At 55.5% G+C, this 17,194-nt stretch carries 15 protein-coding genes; 3 read left to right on the top strand and 12 right to left on the bottom strand.

Annotated elements, in window-relative coordinates; translation table 11 throughout:
• Positions 1-41: 41 nt before the first annotated feature.
• The 6 genes from KGP21_RS15110 to KGP21_RS15085 form a co-directional block, all read right to left on the bottom strand.
• Complete coding sequence (locus tag KGP21_RS15110) at positions 42-521, bottom strand: YhcH/YjgK/YiaL family protein (protein WP_059200897.1); 480 nt, start codon at positions 519-521, stop codon at positions 42-44.
• 10 nt (positions 522-531) lie between these two features.
• The gene (gene yiaK, locus KGP21_RS15105; protein WP_021806490.1) at positions 532-1,530 is read right to left on the bottom strand and encodes a 3-dehydro-L-gulonate 2-dehydrogenase; all 999 of its coding nucleotides are present in this window, start codon (positions 1,528-1,530) and stop codon (positions 532-534) included.
• Positions 1,531-1,786: 256 nt separating this feature from the next.
• Positions 1,787-2,635 carry an SMP-30/gluconolactonase/LRE family protein gene (locus tag KGP21_RS15100; RefSeq protein WP_223535556.1) on the bottom strand — a complete coding sequence of 283 codons (849 nt, stop codon included), beginning with the start codon at positions 2,633-2,635 and terminating at the stop codon, positions 1,787-1,789.
• Positions 2,636-2,648: 13 nt separating this feature from the next.
• Entirely contained in the window at positions 2,649-3,749 is a 1,101-nt protein-coding gene (locus tag KGP21_RS15095; protein WP_021806488.1) for a substrate-binding domain-containing protein, read from the bottom strand.
• Between the two features lie 14 nt (positions 3,750-3,763).
• On the bottom strand, positions 3,764-4,849 hold the full coding sequence (locus tag KGP21_RS15090; RefSeq protein ID WP_059200894.1) for an ABC transporter permease: 1,086 nt from the start codon (positions 4,847-4,849) through the stop codon (positions 3,764-3,766).
• Complete coding sequence (locus KGP21_RS15085) at positions 4,839-6,380, bottom strand: sugar ABC transporter ATP-binding protein (protein WP_037375957.1); 1,542 nt, start codon at positions 6,378-6,380, stop codon at positions 4,839-4,841. Before KGP21_RS15085 ends, KGP21_RS15090 begins: the two co-directional genes overlap by 11 nt.
• A gap of 373 nt (positions 6,381-6,753) precedes the next feature.
• Here KGP21_RS15085 and KGP21_RS15080 point away from each other — a divergent pair, with 373 nt between their 5' ends.
• Positions 6,754-7,572 (top strand): IclR family transcriptional regulator, encoded by an 819-nt coding sequence (locus KGP21_RS15080; RefSeq protein ID WP_021806485.1) that lies wholly within the window; start codon positions 6,754-6,756, stop codon positions 7,570-7,572.
• 155 nt (positions 7,573-7,727) lie between these two features.
• A complete protein-coding gene (gene fabV / locus KGP21_RS15075; RefSeq protein ID WP_021177880.1) occupies positions 7,728-8,921 on the top strand; it encodes an enoyl-ACP reductase FabV in 1,194 nt (397 codons plus the stop codon).
• 64 nt (positions 8,922-8,985) lie between these two features.
• Here fabV and uspE read toward each other — a convergent pair whose 3' ends face one another.
• From uspE to dalD, 5 genes are all read right to left on the bottom strand, one after another.
• A complete protein-coding gene (gene uspE / locus KGP21_RS15070) occupies positions 8,986-9,948 on the bottom strand; it encodes a universal stress protein UspE (RefSeq protein WP_021806484.1) in 963 nt (320 codons plus the stop codon).
• A gap of 126 nt (positions 9,949-10,074) precedes the next feature.
• Entirely contained in the window at positions 10,075-10,839 is a 765-nt protein-coding gene (locus tag KGP21_RS15065) for an FNR family transcription factor (RefSeq protein WP_021177882.1), read from the bottom strand.
• 409 nt (positions 10,840-11,248) lie between these two features.
• Positions 11,249-12,538, bottom strand: a complete 1,290-nt coding sequence (locus KGP21_RS15060) for an MFS transporter (protein ID WP_223535552.1) — start codon at positions 12,536-12,538, stop codon at positions 11,249-11,251.
• A 57-nt stretch (positions 12,539-12,595) separates the two neighbouring features.
• Positions 12,596-14,059, bottom strand: coding sequence for a xylulokinase (gene xylB, locus KGP21_RS15055; RefSeq protein WP_223535548.1), 1,464 nt, complete (start codon positions 14,057-14,059; stop codon positions 12,596-12,598).
• Positions 14,060-14,071: 12 nt separating this feature from the next.
• A complete protein-coding gene (gene dalD / locus KGP21_RS15050; RefSeq protein WP_179247511.1) occupies positions 14,072-15,457 on the bottom strand; it encodes a D-arabinitol 4-dehydrogenase in 1,386 nt (461 codons plus the stop codon).
• A gap of 189 nt (positions 15,458-15,646) precedes the next feature.
• On the opposite strand from dalD, the gene KGP21_RS15045 reads away from it, so the two are divergent.
• Positions 15,647-16,594 carry a sugar-binding transcriptional regulator gene (locus KGP21_RS15045; RefSeq protein ID WP_021177886.1) on the top strand — a complete coding sequence of 316 codons (948 nt, stop codon included), beginning with the start codon at positions 15,647-15,649 and terminating at the stop codon, positions 16,592-16,594.
• Here KGP21_RS15045 and ogt read toward each other — a convergent pair.
• Positions 16,591-17,115, bottom strand: coding sequence for a methylated-DNA--[protein]-cysteine S-methyltransferase (gene ogt, locus KGP21_RS15040; RefSeq protein WP_021806480.1), 525 nt, complete (start codon positions 17,113-17,115; stop codon positions 16,591-16,593). The two genes, KGP21_RS15045 and ogt, sit on opposite strands and share 4 nt — an antisense overlap.
• Positions 17,116-17,194 lie beyond the last annotated feature (79 nt).

Genomic DNA, 17,194 nt, shown 5'->3' with positions numbered 1-17,194 from the left:
GCAATCAATGAAACGGCTAAATTCACGTTATGAGATAGTCTTTAATTCATCGTGCTGGAAAGTAATGTTATCGGTATTTTCACTACCACCTTTCTGATATCGCAGGACGTTTGATTAATACAGGCAGGGCGATGGACATCCTGCGGATAAAATACCGCAAAATTACCGGGCTGCATGGTTAACCAGGATTCGTCTTCTACGTCCTGATAGAAAATAATGTCACGCTGCGCTAATAATTCCTGATGAATAACGTTATTTCCTCTGTCTGCCGCAACGCCTATTAATTCAGTGCCGCTTACCAGGAACTGCACGTCGATATTTTTACGGTGTACTTCAGGGCGCAACTCATCTTTATGTTGCGTGTGAAGATCCAGCACCTGCACTACATAACCGGTTTGCGGATCCTCATAACGCCCGGCAGACAGAATGGTAAAGTCGGTGTTCTGCAAATAGGCCACGGCTTTGGCAATCGCCGGGGGGTAGTGTTCTGCTGCCGTATGGGCAATATGGCCGAAGATCATAAACAGCTCCTTAAAGTGCCTGAATGCGGGCCCAGACGCGATCGTCTACCGGGATGCCTTCGCGTTGATTTTCGGCGCGGACGTGCGGGAAGCGGTGGCCTGGCAAGCGAATGGCGACTTCTGGGTTATCACGCTCGGCGCTGGTAACGTAATCCATTATGCGCTGCAGCTTTTCATCACGGGTTTTGCCATCGATCAGGCGGTCGATCTCAATGGCGATAAACACCTGCGAAATGCCGTATTCATCACGGTTATCTTCGGTAACTTCTGCGACTGATGAACCGCCAGAGAGCAGGGTAGCGATCATATCCAGCACTATCGACAGCGCAGACCCCTTCCAATAGCCCATTGGCAAGATACGCCGATTTTCCTCAATGGTGGCCGGATCGCGCGTCAGGTTGCCGTCGTTATCGAATCCGCCGTCTACCGCCAGTTTTTTGCCCGCCAGGCGATTCATTTCCAGCGCGCCGTAGGAGAACATCGACATCGACATATCTACCATGGTGATCGGGTTACTTGGCACGGCGACGATCAACGGGTTAGTGCCGATACGGCACTCTTTAGCCCCCCAAGGCGGCATGACGGCGATCGAGTTAGTCCAGCAAATGCCGATATAGCCTTGTTCTGCAGCTTGCCAGCCGTAACCTCCGCCACGCATCCAGTGGTTGGCATTACGTAACGCCACCAGGCCAATTCCGTGTTGATCCGCCAATAGCATGGCACGATCCATCATCTTACGGGCGGTGAGGTTGCCAATGCCCTGATGGGCATCCCACTGTTCGATGGCGCCTAACGACAGTAGCTTGCTCGGTTCGGCGTCAGGCACGATATCACCTGCGTCCAACTGCTGAATGAAACGTGGGAAGCGGTTGACCCCGTGGGAATAGACGCCGCTTTCGGTGGTATCGGCAAACAGAGTGGCACACTCATCTGCCGTGGTTTCCGCCACTCCCCGTGCCAGCAACACGCGTTTGAATTGCTGCTTTAATTCGGTGTAGCTCACTCTCATACTGCTTCTCCCTTATGGTGAACTGGGTGTTTTGTGTTCTTTTAATTTCAATATGCGAAATTGCATTTCAAATAAATGCTATACCCCTGTCGGGATGAAGTCAAAGCCAGAGTGAAGTAAATTTTTATTGAAAAACAGTCAGTTAAATTAACCTGGTGATTATGTGATCGGCAACACAGTTTGAGGGTGCTGACGTGCTACAGACGTGACAAAGCAGGGAGAGGCGAACTCCCCCTGCGTGATGACCAGCCCATGATTACCCGTGGGTATTCAGGACAATGCGGTACAGCGATGTGGTGGCGGTAATGTAGAGCTCATTGCCTTCCGGCCCGCCGAAGGTACAGTTGGAAACGCACTCCGGCACCGGGATTTTGCCAATTTGTTCCCCTTGAGGATTAAAGATAATCACGCCATCGGCACAGCTGCAAAACAGATTACCGGCGCTATCCAGGCAGAAGCCGTCCGGGATCCCCGGTGCGACCTGGGCAAAATGCCTGCCAGCCTTCAACTCCCGTCCTTCCACCTGATACACCCGCAGTTCGCGACGTCCAAGAGTAGGGAAGTCAATAATCGACATATCCGCCACGTACAGCAGGCTTTCATCCGGAGAGAAGGCCAGGCCGTTGGGCCGCTGCAGATCGCTGGCGGCAATGTTCAGCGAGCCATCACGGGGATCGAAGCAATACAGATAGCAGCCGATCACCTGGCTTTCGGACTTGTAGCCCTCTTCATCGCCGATGATGCCGTACGGTGGATCGGTAAACCATAATGTGCCGTCGGAGCGCACCACGATGTCGTTTGGTGAGTTGAAGCGTTTGCCGTCCACCCGGTCGACTAGCAGTCGTACACTGCCGTCGTGCTCGGTGCGGCTGATACCCCGTCGCCCATGTTCACAGCTGATGACACGCCCCTCGGCATCACGGGCGTTACCGTTGGCATAGTTGGATGCCGCTCGCCATACGCTGAGCTCGCCATTACGGGCCCAGCGGAACATGCGGTTGCCTTTTACATCGCTGAATACCACCGCATCCTGCTGTGGTAGCCATACCGGGCCTTCGGCCCAAACGGCGGGGGAACACAAACGTTCCAGTCGTTGTTCGATCATCTCAGCCTCCTGATTACTTCACGCCCCAAATCGTTTTGTAATGCCCCTGATAGTCATTTTGTGGGTCATACATGTTATTTGGGCCACCGTCATTGGCGATATTCTCGCGGGTGACCAGATGGGCCGGAGTCACGTAACCGGAAGGTGCCTGCTTGGCGAAGGCACGGTTAAACTCATCCAGCAACTGCCAGCCGTGCAGCTTCAGCGGCTCGGGCACGGTGGCAGACTGGCTGTCACCGGAACGAATGCGTTGATAGGCAGAAATAGAGCCGTCACCGGCCGAGATATTAAACGGCGCATTGCTGCCACCTTTACCAGCAGTTTTCAGCGCCGGGGCCATAAAATCGAAATACAGATCGTTGATCGCCAGCGCGTACTGGAACTTGTCACCGTATTTCTGCAACAGACTGAAGGTCATGGCTGGCATGCGGCTGGCGGTATCTGCCAGCGGGGTGTCGATAAACTCCACCAGCTTACAGCCGCTGCATTTGGCCACTTCTTCTTTCATCACGTTGGCCTTGTCCAGAGCGATTTGGTACAGCGAATCGGTAAAGATCAGCACGCTGGCCTGCCCACCGGATTTCACGACCGCGTACTGTGCGGCGATGCGTGCTACCTCATTGGAATCGGAAGTGACGTTATAAAACACATCGTATTTGGCGATGGGGCCGGGCTCCGGCACCGCGTGCCAGGCCGTCAGAACGATCCCCTGAGCCACCGCCTTTTTCAGCGGGATTTTAGCCACGTTGGGGTTCCAGCCGCCGATCACGATCCCGTCCGGCTTTTGGGCAATGGCCTGATTCAGCGACGACAGTTGGTCTTTCACCGAACCACCGCCGTCCAGCGTTTCCAACTGCCAGCCCGCCACCTTGGCTGCTTCGCTCAGCCCTTGTTGCACTCCTTGCACGCCGCCGTTTTTCATGTCAGAGGCAATAAAGATGATTTTCTTGTTCGCCTGCAACTGCGGCCCGCTGGTAGGGCCATCCCATTGGGTACTGCTGGCCGTGGCTTTGGCTACCGCCGCCGTGGCCTGATCGAGATAGGCATCTGCCCAGGCCGGTGAGGTGGCCAACAGCAGAGTGGTGATCCCGGGCAAAATCCAACAATGTTTCATGGCTGTGCTCCTGATTAAGGATTGATCGCTTTTTGGTTGTTGTTGTCGGCAGATGCCGCCTGACTGCGTTGTACTGCTTTCTGATTGAGTAACCGACGGCGTTGGGCATAACCGGCCAATGTGATGGACAGCAGCAGCGTTGCGCCGTTGAATAACGGTTCGACCCAGAACTCTCCACCAAACTGTTGGATCCCCGCGATGCCGATCGCCAGAATGGCAATGCCGACCACGGTGCCCCAGACGTTCACTCGGCCTGGACGAATGGTGGTACTGCCGAGAAATGCCCCCACCAGGGCGGGTAACAGGTAATCCATCCCGACGCTGGCCTGGCCTACGCCCTGTTCGGCAGCGATCAGCACGCCGCTAAAACCGGTGAGCACGCTCGAGGCGATAAAGGCGCCAATGGTGAAGCGATTGACCGAAATACCGTTGAGCCGCGCCGCAGCCGGATTGCCGCCTACCGCATACATGCACCGGCCCAGCGGGGTATGTTCGGTGATCAGCCACAGGATGACGGCGACGATCAGCACATAGAAGGCCACAATCGGGATCCCGGCGATTTCGGTGTGATGCAGGGCGATAAAGGCGTCGGGCAGGTCGCCGACAATCTGCCGCCCGCCGGAGTGCCATAGCGCCAGCGCATACAGCACGGTGCCTGAACCCAGGGTGGCCACGAAGCTGTCGATATCCGCCAGCGCTACCAGGATGCCGTTAAGCAGGCCGTACAGCGCGGAAATGACCAACACGGTCAGCACCGCCATCTGCCAGGAGAAGCCATATTCCACCTGTAAGGTGATCGCCAGAATGTGCCACAGTACGATACCGAAACCGACGTTCAGGTCGATCTTGCCGACGATCATCGGAATGGTGGCCGCCAGCGCCAGCAGGGCGATCTTGGCCTTGCTGGAGAGGATCGCCTGTACCGTCAGCATCGAGGCGAACGACGGCGTGGTGAGCGAGAAGACGATCACTAACGCAATACACAGCAGCAGCAGGCCATAACGGGTAATGATTTGCATCAGCCATGGGCCAACGCCGTCCTGTCCCAGGCTGACGCGCTGTTCCAGCGCCGTTGATTTGACGGACGTTTTATTCGACATGGTATTCCTCCACAACGGCTTCCCCAGCGCTGGCAGAGGCCAGCTCCAATAAATTGGCGAACGAGACTTGTTGGTTCTTCAATTCGCCCACCACTTTCCCCCGGTTAAACACCAGGGCGCGGTTACAGATATGCGCGATCTCTTCAAAATCGTTGGAGATCACCAATACCGCCACGCCGGCTGCCAGGGATTTATTTAACAGATGATAGATTTCGGCGCGGGCGCCCACGTCAACCCCAGCGGTAGGGTCTTCCAGGATCAGCAACGGTGCCGCAAGATGCATCCAGCGGGCCATCACCACTTTTTGCTGATTGCCGCCGGACAGGGCGCTGATATCGATATTGACGTCTTTGGGCCGCACGTCGAACAGTTGCACCTTCCACCAACTGGCACCGATTTCGGCTCGGCGGCTATAGCGCGAGAACAGCTTATGGCCGCTGGCGCAGGGGTTGATAAACAGGTTTTCCCGTACGCTCATCGACATCACCAGGCTTTCGCCGGTGCGATCGCCAGCGACAAGCGACACTCCACAGGCCATAGCCTGCTGCGGCGTGGTGGCTGAGTAAGGTTTATCGCGAAACTGGATTTCTCCGCTGTCCCGTTGGCGCAGGCCAAACAGCAGGCGGCCAATCTCCTCCTGGCCAGCGCCGCGTAGCCCGGCAAGAGCGAGCATTTCACCCGGCTGCAATTCAAAGCTGACCGGGCCGATATCCCCGACGGTGATGTTATGCAGTTGCAATACCGGCGGCTGGTGCTGCGGCAGCGGTTCACGCTGATCTTCCGCCATCGCTTCACCCACGATCATCTGCACCAGATCGCGCAGGGAATAATCGGCGGTATTGCCCCCGGCAACGTAGCGCCCGTCACGCATCACGCAAACCCGATCGGCAATTTCAATCACCTCATCCAGGCGATGGGTGACGTAAATCATGCCGACCTTTTTGGCACGCAGCCGGTTGATCACCGCAAACAGGTGGCGTACGTCGTTGGCGGGTAGGGAAGCGGTAGGTTCATCCAGCACCAGCAGTTCGGCATTCACCGCCACCGCCCTGGCAATGGCCAGCAATGACTTTTCCGTGCGGGAAAGCTCAAATACACGTGCGTCTGGGTCCAGGGCAATCCCCACATCCTGCAAGGCTTCCAGCGCACGGCGGCGAATGGCTCGCCAGTCGATCAGCCCGAAACGGCGGGGAAACCCCATCACCAGCGCCATGTTTTCCGCAACCGTCATCCATTCAATCAGGCCCAGATCCTGATGGATAAAGGCAATCGGCTGGCGGCTATCACTTTTAATCGCCGCCGCCGAGGCAATGCTGTTACCTTGAAAGTGGATATCGCCGCCATCGCGGGGATACACTCCAGCCAGGACTTTGATCAACGTGGATTTACCCGCGCCGTTTTCCCCTAGCAGCGCCAGCACTTCGCCGGGCATCACCTGCAGGCTGACGTCGTTAACCGCGATGTTGCCGCCAAAACGCTTGACGATATGGCTGAGCGTAAGAATGGGTTGATCCGCATTGCCTTGAGTCATGTGATGCGCCCCTGTGTCGGTTCGCGCCATCAGCGCGATGCCAATAAATGAAGTCCTGCTGTTTTAATCAACCTTAAATTTCAATATGCGAAATCAGATTTCAAAAATGATATGCCTAACGTCGAGCTAAAGCAAAGCCGGGGCGGTTTTAATTCTCCTTAATAAACAATGGATTATTTTTAATTTTGTCAATTTGTGACGCACAACTCACTTATAAGGTTGCCGGAATGTTGCGGGTTTTAACCTCACTACTGAAAATGATACGGCGTTCCAACTTCACCTGATGCGGCCCTTGGAGTAACATTCTCCCCCTGTAGGTCCGCTTCTTACGCCGTGGCAACGGCTGGCGGCTCAACAATGGAGAGACTTCGCTATGAGCCTGAAAGCTGTTGACGAAAAAGATGACAAAAAAGACAAACCCCTGGGCAGCCAAAGCCTGTTTCGTGGTTTGCAGCTGATTGAAATATTGAGCAATTTCCCTAATGGTTGCCCGCTGGCGCACCTGTCCGAGCTGGCCGAGATGAACAAAAGCACCGTGCACCGCCTGTTACAAGGGCTGCATACCAGTGGCTATGTCACGCAGGCGCCTTCCCCAGGCAGTTACCGCCTGACCACCAAATTTATTTCTATTGGTCAAAAGGCGCTTTCCTCATTGAACATCATCCACGTGGCTGCGCCGCATTTGGAGCAGTTGAACCTGGAAGTGGGGGAAACGGTCAACTTCTCCAGCCGGGAAGACGATCATGTGATCCTGATCTACAAGTTGGAACCGACCACCGGCATGATGCGTACCCGTGCCTATATCGGCCAGCATATGCCGCTGTACTGTTCGGCGATGGGTAAAATTTTTATGGCCTATGGCAAGAGCGACTATCCGGATCACTATTGGCAAACCCATCAGCAGGAGATCCAGGTACTGACGCGTAATACCATTACCGAATTGCCGAAGATGTATGAGGAGTTGGCGGATATCCGCAAGCAGGGCGTGGCGATGGATCGCGAAGAAAACGAGCTGGGCGTGTCCTGTATTGCTGCCCCGGTGTTCGATATTCAGCAACGGGTGCCTTATTCCGTTTCGGTTTCGCTGCCTACGGCCAAGCTGCAACAGGTTGGCGTAGAGTCGTTGATGAAACCGCTGCTGGAGACCACGCGGCGCATCTCTCAGGAATTGGGGTTTGTGACGCAGGAGTGATTTTGCTAAACAAGGCAGATCCCTGACGGAATTTGTGCTTAATTTAACAAGATTTGCGCAACATTTGTGCAATCTAACACATCAGATCACAAAAAAGGGACACAATGAGTTATCTTATGTCCCGATTTCATCCCTTTAACGGATCCTAGACCCATATGATTATCAAACCTAAGGTTCGCGGCTTTATCTGCACCACCACTCATCCGGTCGGTTGTGAAGCCAATGTTCGTCGTCAGATTGCCTACACCAAGGCACAGGGCAAGATTGCCAATGGCCCTAAACGTGTGCTGGTGATCGGTGCATCTACCGGTTATGGTCTGGCTTCCCGTATTGCCACCGCCTTTGGCAGCGACGCTGCCACCATTGGCGTATTCTTCGAGAAAGCGGGCAGCGAAAGCAAAACCGCCACCGCTGGCTGGTACAACTCGGCCGCTTTCGATAAAGCCGCTAAAGAAGCTGGCCTGTACGCGAAAAGCGTTAATGGCGATGCCTTCTCCAACGAATGCCGTGCCAAGGTGATTGAGCTGATCAAAGCTGACCTGGGCCAAATTGATTTGGTGGTTTACTCACTGGCTTCGCCGGTGCGTAAAATGCCAGATACCGGCGAAGTAGTGCGTTCCGCACTGAAGCCAATCGGTGAGGTTTATACCACCACCGCTATCGACACCAACAAAGACCAAATCATCACCGCTACGGTTGAACCGGCGAGCGAAGAAGAGATCCAGAACACCATCACCGTGATGGGCGGCCAGGATTGGGAACTGTGGATGTCGGCGTTGGAAGAAGCGGGCGTGCTGGCCGAAGGTGCCAAGTCCGTTGCTTACTCGTATATCGGTACCGACCTGACCTGGCCAATCTACTGGCACGGTACGCTGGGCCGCGCCAAAGAAGATTTGGATCGCGCAGCTACCGCTATCCGTGGCGATCTGGCTGCCAAGGGCGGCACCGCTCACGTTGCCGTGCTGAAGTCCGTGGTCACTCAAGCTTCTTCGGCCATTCCGGTAATGCCGCTGTATATCTCCATGGCCTTCAAGATCATGAAAGAGAAGGGCATTCACGAAGGCTGCATGGAACAGGTTTCCCGTTTGATGCACACCCGTCTGTACGGCGAAGAGATGCCGCTGGACGATCATGCCCGTATCCGTATGGATGACTGGGAACTGCGTGATGATGTGCAGCAGGCCTGCCGCGATCTGTGGCCGTCAATCACTTCGGAAAACCTGAGTGAACTGACCGATTACACCGGCTACAAGCAGGAGTTCCTGCGCCTGTTCGGCTTTGGTCTGGAAGAAGTGGATTATGACGCGGACGTTAATCCTGATGTGCGTTTCGATGTGGTAGAGCTTTAATTTCCTACCCCAGAATGTCAAACAGGGCCCAATTGGGCCCTGTTTGTTTTATAAGGCACCGAAATCAATCCTCATCGTCGTGCTCGTCGTCTTCATCCATCACGATCGGGCAGTCGAAGTCATCCGGCTTGAGCACCAGCAGGTCACATTTCAGATGGTCGATCACCTGTTCCGCGGTATTGCCGATAAACGCGGCAGAAATACCGGTGCGGCCCAAGCTACCTAACACCACCACGCCCGCTTGCAAATGCTCGGCCAAATCCGGGATCACCTCCTCCGGCAGGCCTTTCTCCACATGGGTGAACTCTTCGTTGATGTGGAATTTTTGCCTTAACGCCTTCATGGCGATCAGGTGCTGCCCGCGGATTGCATCGTTATAGATGCTGGGGTCAAAATCGGGCAGTTCGATGGCTATATTGATCGGAGTAACCGGGTAGGCACCCACCAGGTGTACTTCGGTTTGATCGACGTTTTGCGCCAGTTCGAGCGTTTCTTGCACCAGCCGGATATTGAGTGGGTCATGATAAGGCTCTTCGCTGGAGAGGTTGACCGCCACCAACGCTTTACCCCCTTCAGGCCAGGGTTGGTCTTTCACCATCCACACCGGGCAAGGGCATTTGCGCAGCAGATGCCAGTCCGTCGGGGTGAAAATCACCGATTCCAGCCTGTCGTGCTGATGGGCCATTTTCAACAGTAAATCGTGCTTGCCGCTCAGCACTTCCTGAATGATCGCCTCATAGGGACGATTGTGCCACACCACTTTGATTTCAATGGGGACACCGTCTTCAAGATAGAAGCGGCATTGCTCTTTAATCCACGCCGCCCGTTGGCTAATCACCCCTTGCCGCATCGCCGTTCTTTCGTCAGGGGAAAGCAGGGTGGTCATTTCGTAAGAGAAATCATAGATAGGAAGGAAGGCCTTAATCCGCCCGCCGTTCCGCTTGATCAGGTAAACTGCCCGGCGCAGCGCCGGTTGATCGTCCTGATTGGGGTCAATAGCCACCAGTAGATTCTGATACTTCGCCATAGGGCCTCCTTACAGCTGTAGATCAACAGTCTGTTCACATACAGAGTAACCCAACATTGAAAAACAGAACAGCGGCAGAGGGGGGCTGGGCCAACAATTTCAGCGAATTATTGGCCCAGTAGGGGATCAGGCGCTTACGGAGACGTTGATGCGTGCGGCACCCGCCAGTTGTGACAGGGCGTCTGCGTTTTCGATGGTGATGTATTTGCCTTTCACGCTGAGGATTTCGCTTTTCTGGAAACGCCCCAACAGGCGGCTGATGGTTTCCACCGTCAGGCCCAGATAGTTGCCGATATCGCCACGGGTCATGGTCAAACGGAACTCACGCGGTGAGAAGCCACGTTCGGCAAAGCGGTGCGACAGGTTATAGACGAAAGCGGCCAGGCGCTCTTCGGCGTTCTTCTTTGACAGCAGCAGGATCATATCCTGGTCGCCTTTGATCTCACCGCTCATCAAACGCATGATTTGCTGGCGCAGATTAGGCATTTTGCCCGAGAGATCGTCCAGCGTTTCAAACGGGATTTCACAGACCATGGAGGTTTCCAGCGCCTGAGCGAAGCTTGGGTGCTTCAGGCCACCGATGGCGTCAAAGCCCACCAGATCGCCCGCCAGGTGGAAGCCGGTAATTTGTTCGTCACCCTGTTCGGTGATGGTGTAGCTTTTGATGGTCCCGGAGCGGATGGCGTACAGTGATTTCAGTTCGTCACCGGCTTTAAACAGCGTTTGGCCTTTCTGGATCGGCTTTTTTCTCTCGATGATGTTGTCGAGTTGGTCCAGCTCATGCGTATTCAGCGTAAAAGGAATACACAATTGGCTGATGCTACAGTCTTGGCAATGGATCGCACAACCACCAGACTGGATACGACGAATCACGCGTTTTTCCGGGATCATAGATTAAGCTCACGCAATAATTGATATGAGTCAATTTTAACATCTTTTGCGGCAGGTGATAAGTACAGCAAGAACAACAATGGCGACATTTTGTGTGATTTTTAAACAGGGCTATTGCTCATCATTCCGTAGCATACTGATGTTTAGTGATTTATTGACTTCGGAAAAGGCTGGCTGATATTGACTAAAACCATATGAAAAACGAATAAATCTCGCATTATCATCGGCTTTCTGCGATTAGTCTTATCGATTGTAGGGGTATGGGTGGGCAGATAGCTTTCATCCGTGATGGTAACGTAGGTTAACGAGTAAATATTTCTACACAAATCCGTGCGGTGAATGAGCCCGCCAGTGATGACCGTACTGTGCAGGAGCGAACGGGCGCAGCATGCTGCGCCCAGCTTTAAAGTCAGGCGCTATTTTTAGCCAAAGCATCATTAGCCGGAACATAGCGCGGGACGTTGTTATGTCCTGGCTGGTCGACTTTGACGATCAGCGTCAACACCGCTGCCACCAGATACAAACCGGTATACACCCACACTACGCCTTCGATATCAAAGAAGGGCAGCACTATAGAAGCGATGGCCGGGGCCGCGAAGTTGCTCAGGCCAGCGGAAAGGTTATAGATCGATATAGCTGCACCTTTGTGGTTGGGTTCCAGTACCGGGAACACTGCGGTCATAGGGACGAAGGCCGCAACGGTGATCCCAAGCATGACTGCGGGCACCAGCGCGATCCAGAAGTTATGGCCAAAATGCACCGGCAGGTAGTAAAACGCCAGGCTGGAGATGGCGCAACCGATGCAGCCAAACCAGCGCACCTGGCGCAGCCAACCGATTTTCTCCCCCAGAATGCCCCACATAATGTTGGTGAAGATGGTGACAAAGAAGAACACCGCCCAAATTTGCAGCCACTCGGACATGCTAAAGCCCAGCCGGCCTACGTACAGCATCGGCATAATCACCGCAAAGCCAAACAACGACAGCGTGTTGATGATGCGGATCAGGCAGGAGAGGAAGATATTGCGGTTGGTGAACAGGATAGTCACCGCGCGGGAAAGCTCTTTGAGTTTCTCCTGCGGTGACAGATCGGCCTTGGAGCTGGCCTCACCCACGTTGCGCAGCAGGAACATCGCCATCAAGCCACCGGCAGCCACCCAGACAATGGCAAACCACAGAGTGCCGGTTTCGCCCATCAACGGAATGGTAAAGCTGGGCAGATAGCTGCCGACACAGCCGATGCCGATCGAGTACATCGCCCAGAACCAGCCCATCGCGGAAGAGAGCTGCTGTTTAGGGACGTTCTGCACCACCAACATCACAAACGAATAGATAAACAGCGGATAGGCCAGGCCACGAATGCCGTAAAACAGCAACATCAACGGGTAGTTACGCATCCCCAGGCCCAGCAGCATAAACAGCACGTGCATCACCAGCCACAGGATAAAGCCGATGCGCATGGCTTTTTGTGGCGTGATGATTTCGGCCACCACGCCGGAGCTCCAGGCCGCCAGCGCCGCTGCCAGACCATACACGGTAAACACCAGCGCCGATTGTGCCGGTGTGAACCCCATATCGGTGATGTGTTTAGACAGAAAGGCCATCTCAAAGCCGTCGCCGCTCATGAAAATGGCAATGGCGATGTAGCCCCAGAACAGGTTCATCGGCAGGCCGAACCAGTGTTTATGTGTTTGTGGCATAACAAACTCCAGGATAGGTGTAAGGGTACAGTCTTATTATTTTTTACCGCGCCGGGATCATGCCCGGCGCAGGGCCAATTGTTGTTGGTAGAGCTGACGGTAGGTGGCCAGACGTTCCGCGAGCAGAGGTTGGCGTTCGCCGTCCGGCAGGAAGCGCCGATCGATGGCGGGTTTGTGGCAAACCTGCTCCACCGTTCCACCTGCTGCCAGCCATCCCAACCGCGCCGCGCCCAAAGCGCCGCCGGCTTCACCGCCAAGATGGGTGACCACCGGCAGATCGAGCACGTCGGCCATCAGTTGCGCCCAATGTTCGCTGCGAGCGCCACCGCCAATCAGTGAACATTGTTCCAGCCGGGTTCCGGCTTGCGAAAGAACGTCCAGGCCGTCCGCCATACCGAATGCCACGCCTTCCAGCACCGCATAGCCCATTGATGCACGCTGATGGCTGTGTGTCAGACCGTGGAACGCGCCGGTCGCCAGCGGATCGTTGTGTGGCGTCCGTTCACCGGACAGGTAGGGTAAAAATACCGGGGCCAGGCGCTGTTCCGCCAGGTTCATCTGGGCGATTTCGGCCAACAGCGTGGGTTCATTGCTGCCCACCAGTTGGCAGAACCAGCGCAGGGCACTGGCGGCAGTAAGCATCACGCTCATCTGATGCCAGCGCTCAGGCAAGGCATGGCAAAACGCATGGACGGCGGATTGTGGATTGGGGCGGAAGCGATCGTTCACGGCGAACAGCACGCCGGAGGTCCCCAGCGAGATAAATGCATCGCCTGGATTAACCGCGCCAATGCCCACCGCGCTGGCTGCGTTATCTCCACCGCCACCGGCAATGATAATATTGTCAGCAAGGCCCCAGGAGCGCGCAATATCGCCTTTCAACTGGCCGGAGACTTCGCTGCCTTCTACCAGACGCGGCATCTGATCGCGGTTGAGGCCACAGGCAGCGAGCAAGGAATCTGACCAATCCCGCTTGCCCACGTCGAGCCACAGCGTGCCAGCCGCGTCCGACATATCCGAAACCTTGTCGCCACTCATCATCCAGCGCAGGAAGTCCTTGGGCAGCAGCACGGTGGATATTTGCGAGAAGATTTCCGGTTCATGCCTGGCAACCCATAACAGCTTGGGCGCGGTGAATCCCGGCATCGCCAGGTTACCGGCAATGTCATGCAACTCCAGTGCGTTCTGCGTCAACTGCTTGCATTGTTCGGCGCTGCGAGTGTCATTCCATAAAATCGCCGGGCGCAAAACCTGATTATCACGGTTGAGCAGCACCGCTCCGTGCATCTGACCGGAAAGCCCCAGCGAGCGGATCTGCGGCCACTGTTGCGGAATTTTGGCGCGCAAACGGCTCACTACCGCCTGCGTTGCTCGCCACCAATCGGCCGGGTCCTGCTCTGCCCAGTGGGGATGCGGACGTTGTACTTCCAGCGGCTCACCGGCGCTGGCGATCAGGGTGCCGTTGTCATCAATCACCACAGCTTTGATTTCTGAGGTGCCTAAATCGAGTCCTAGATACATGGTTCGCTCCCTTTATTGCGCCAGCCAGTGATTAACCCGATCGATGGATTGGCGCAGCAGTTGGCTAAAGGCACGGCTGTGGGCCAAGGTGCTGAACAATTTCTCATCTGAGGCAAATACCGCCACCGGATCGGCCGCTGCGAACATCTGGTGGACAGCGGCGGCGTCCAGAATACCGTCCTGATATTCATAAGGCAGTTGGCCTTGGTGCCAGCGCTGCATAAAGACAAAGAACAGGGCAGGCAGCATGGCCGTGGCTTTCGGCTCTTGGCCGCGCTGATAACACTCTTGCAGCGTTGGGGTAATGAAACCGGGGATTTTGGAAAAACCGTCGGCGGCAACGCGCTGGTTGGTATCGCGAATATAGGGGTTGCTAAAGCGTTCCAGAACCACGTCACGGTAGGCGGCCAAGTCGAGCGGGCTCGGCGTCAGGGAAGGGATCACGTCCTGGGTCACATAATCATAAGCCAACTGGTGGATGGCCGGGGTGCCGGTGCTTTCATGAATAAAGCTTTGGCCAATCAGCGTACCGGCCCAGGCAATGCAGCTATGGCTGGCGTTGAGGATGCGGATCTTGGCTTCTTCATAGGGCAGCACGGATTCAACCATTTCGACGCCGACGTTCTCCAACGCTGGCCGCCCGTTGATGAAATCATCTTCGATCACCCATTGGATAAAGGCTTCCCCCATTACAGGCGCACGATCCTGGAAGCCGGTGGCTTCGGCAACGCGCTCGGCAACCTCCGGCGCTGGCCGTGGTGTGATGCGGTCAACCATGGTGTTGGGGCAGCGGGTGTGGCTATCGATCCAGGCGATCAGCTCTGGTTCTTTACGCAGTTGCAGGAACTGCATCAGGCCGTGACGGAAGCGTTCACCGTTATGGCGCAGGTTATCGCAGTTCAATAACGTGACAGGGTCACCATTAAGCTGCTTTCTGCGTGCCAAGAGCTGTGCCATGGTGCCGTAAATAGTGCGGCAGGCGCCCAGCAGATCGGCCTGAATATCGGCGTTAGCGCGATCCAGATTAAACTGGTTATCCAGATAATAGCCACCTTCGGTAACGGTGAAGGAAATGACTCGGGTTTCTGGTTTGGCCCCTTGCGCTGTCAACGCAGCCAGTTCGTTATCCCAGGGAATGACCTTGCTGATGGAGGTAATGGTTTCGTACTGGCGAACGCCCTGTGGGGTGACGGTTTCCAGCACGTATTGGCCTTGTTGCTCAGCCAGCGTATCCAGTAACGGCGTGGCGTCATCGCGAATGTTGGCAAGCGCAATCGACCAGCGGCTATCGCCCGCTGCAATCAGGCGATGTAGATACCAGGCCTGATGAGCACGATGGAAAGATCCGGCGCCAATATGCAGCCAAATGGCCTGGGAAGAGTTCACTGGTTTGCTCATAACGTTCTCCACTAAAGGTTATTTTAGGGCATCCGCCCTTGCATTGGGCATTTGCTCCATTGATGGCGATAGATTAAATAAACTTTTGCCCTTTAAATGGGCTTTAGCTCACAAATGTGCAAATCGGCCTCTGCGGGCAGGTGGAATGCCGGTAAAATGACGCCATCAGGGGTAGCGGGTGAAATCAACATGGTCAAACACGATAAGAAGCTGGATCAGGCGGCGCGCGCCGCCTGGATGTATTACGTGGCCGGACAGACTCAGAATGAAATTGCCGAGGCGTTGGGCGTATCGCGCCAGGTTGCGCAGCGGCTGGTGGCATTGGCGATCGACAGCGGTCTGATCAGCGTCAACATTTCCCACCCGGTAGGGCGCTGCATGGAATTATCGGCCCGTCTTAGCGCACGCTATGGCTTAACGCTGTGCCAGGTGGTGCCTAGTCAGGGAATGGAGAGTGCCGGGATAAACCGCGCAGTGGCGGTAGCCGGGGCTGAAGTGATGGCGCAGTTTTTGCGCAGTGAACAGCCATTGAACATTGGGGTTGGTTCAGGCCGCAGCCTGAAGGCGGCGATCGATGAGCTGCCGGAATTGGAGCGGCCACAGCATAGCTGCGTCTCGCTGATCGGGGCGATCGCGGCTGATGGCTCCTGTACCCGCTATGACGTACCGCTGTGGATGGCAGAGAAAACCCAGGGCCGCTACTTTATCCTGCCCGCACCGCTGTTTGCCGATAGCGAACAGGATCGCGCCCTGTGGTGCAACCACCGCATTTACCGCACGGTGAACGACAAGGCCAGCCAGGCCGATGTGACCTTTATTGGCATTGGCACCATCGAATACCACTGCCCACTGCACAAGGATGGGTTTATCACCGCAGAAGATGTCGATCGTCTTTGTGAGTCTAACGCAGTGGCAGAAATGCTCGGCCATTTTATCGATCCGCAGGGCCAGCGGGTGGCTAGCGAACTCGATCGGCGGCTAACCAGCGTTAATCTGCACCAACGGCCGGAAAAACCGGTGATTGCTCTGGCAGGTGGTGCGGAAAAACATCAGGCCATTCGTGCGGCCTTACTAGGCCGCTGGATCAACGGCCTGGTGACGGATGAGGAAAGCGCGTTGGCGCTGCTGGCCGATTAAATCAGATCCTGGGGCAGGAAACCTTCATGTTTCAGCAGCCATTGTTTGCGCTGGACCCCTCCGGCGTAACCGGTCAGCGCTCCCTGAGAGCCGATCACTCGGTGGCAGGGCACTACGATACTGATTGGGTTAGTGCCGTTAGCCATGCCAACTGCGCGTGATGCGGTTGGCCTGCCAATGCGCTTGGCCAATTCCCCGTAGGTGATGATCTCCCCACAGGGAATTTGCCGGAGTTGCTGCCAAACGGTGCGTTGGAACTCGGTGCCCGCAGTCATCACCGGCACAGTGTCGATGACTGCCAACTCGCCAGCAAAATAGCGCTGCATCACTTCCGTCAGGCCGCCGGGGTTGGCTTGCTCCTGTATCACGAAGGGAGAGGCTCGATAATGGCTGTTGAGCAGCTTCATCAGGCGTGCCTCGTGATCGGTCCAGTCCAGCGCGCGCATCCGTCCTTGCTCATCGCCGATCAACACCAGTTCACCGACCGGCGTCGGCATACGATCAATAAAAAAGGTCAGCATGTTGTTCACTCCTTGCGTTTGATAGGGCGATTATTACATGAAAGAGCCGGATGTGATGGCGGATTTCGGACATGCTGAT

It is taken from the genome of Serratia sp. JSRIV004 (genome assembly GCF_019968705.1).
GTDB lineage: Bacteria > Pseudomonadota > Gammaproteobacteria > Enterobacterales > Enterobacteriaceae > Chania > Chania fonticola_B.
This window is presented reverse-complemented; position numbering and strand designations above follow the sequence as displayed.

Bases quoted from the DNA above. Each gene is read 5' to 3' on its own strand.
- KGP21_RS15110 (WP_059200897.1), bottom strand. From the start codon at position 521: ATGATCTTCGGCCATATTGCCCATACGGCAGCAGAACACTACCCCCCG.
- yiaK (WP_021806490.1), bottom strand. From the start codon at position 1,530: ATGAGAGTGAGCTACACCGAATTAAAGCAGCAATTCAAACGCGTGTTG.
- KGP21_RS15100 (WP_223535556.1), bottom strand. From the start codon at position 2,635: ATGATCGAACAACGACTGGAACGTTTGTGTTCCCCCGCCGTTTGGGCC.
- KGP21_RS15095 (WP_021806488.1), bottom strand. From the start codon at position 3,749: ATGAAACATTGTTGGATTTTGCCCGGGATCACCACTCTGCTGTTGGCC.
- KGP21_RS15090 (WP_059200894.1), bottom strand. From the start codon at position 4,849: ATGTCGAATAAAACGTCCGTCAAATCAACGGCGCTGGAACAGCGCGTC.
- KGP21_RS15085 (WP_037375957.1), bottom strand. From the start codon at position 6,380: ATGACTCAAGGCAATGCGGATCAACCCATTCTTACGCTCAGCCATATC.
- KGP21_RS15080 (WP_021806485.1), top strand. From the start codon at position 6,754: ATGAGCCTGAAAGCTGTTGACGAAAAAGATGACAAAAAAGACAAACCC.
- fabV (WP_021177880.1), top strand. From the start codon at position 7,728: ATGATTATCAAACCTAAGGTTCGCGGCTTTATCTGCACCACCACTCAT.
- uspE (WP_021806484.1), bottom strand. From the start codon at position 9,948: ATGGCGAAGTATCAGAATCTACTGGTGGCTATTGACCCCAATCAGGAC.
- KGP21_RS15065 (WP_021177882.1), bottom strand. From the start codon at position 10,839: ATGATCCCGGAAAAACGCGTGATTCGTCGTATCCAGTCTGGTGGTTGT.
- KGP21_RS15060 (WP_223535552.1), bottom strand. From the start codon at position 12,538: ATGCCACAAACACATAAACACTGGTTCGGCCTGCCGATGAACCTGTTC.
- xylB (WP_223535548.1), bottom strand. From the start codon at position 14,059: ATGTATCTAGGACTCGATTTAGGCACCTCAGAAATCAAAGCTGTGGTG.
- dalD (WP_179247511.1), bottom strand. From the start codon at position 15,457: ATGAGCAAACCAGTGAACTCTTCCCAGGCCATTTGGCTGCATATTGGC.
- KGP21_RS15045 (WP_021177886.1), top strand. From the start codon at position 15,647: ATGGTCAAACACGATAAGAAGCTGGATCAGGCGGCGCGCGCCGCCTGG.
- ogt (WP_021806480.1), bottom strand. From the start codon at position 17,115: ATGCTGACCTTTTTTATTGATCGTATGCCGACGCCGGTCGGTGAACTG.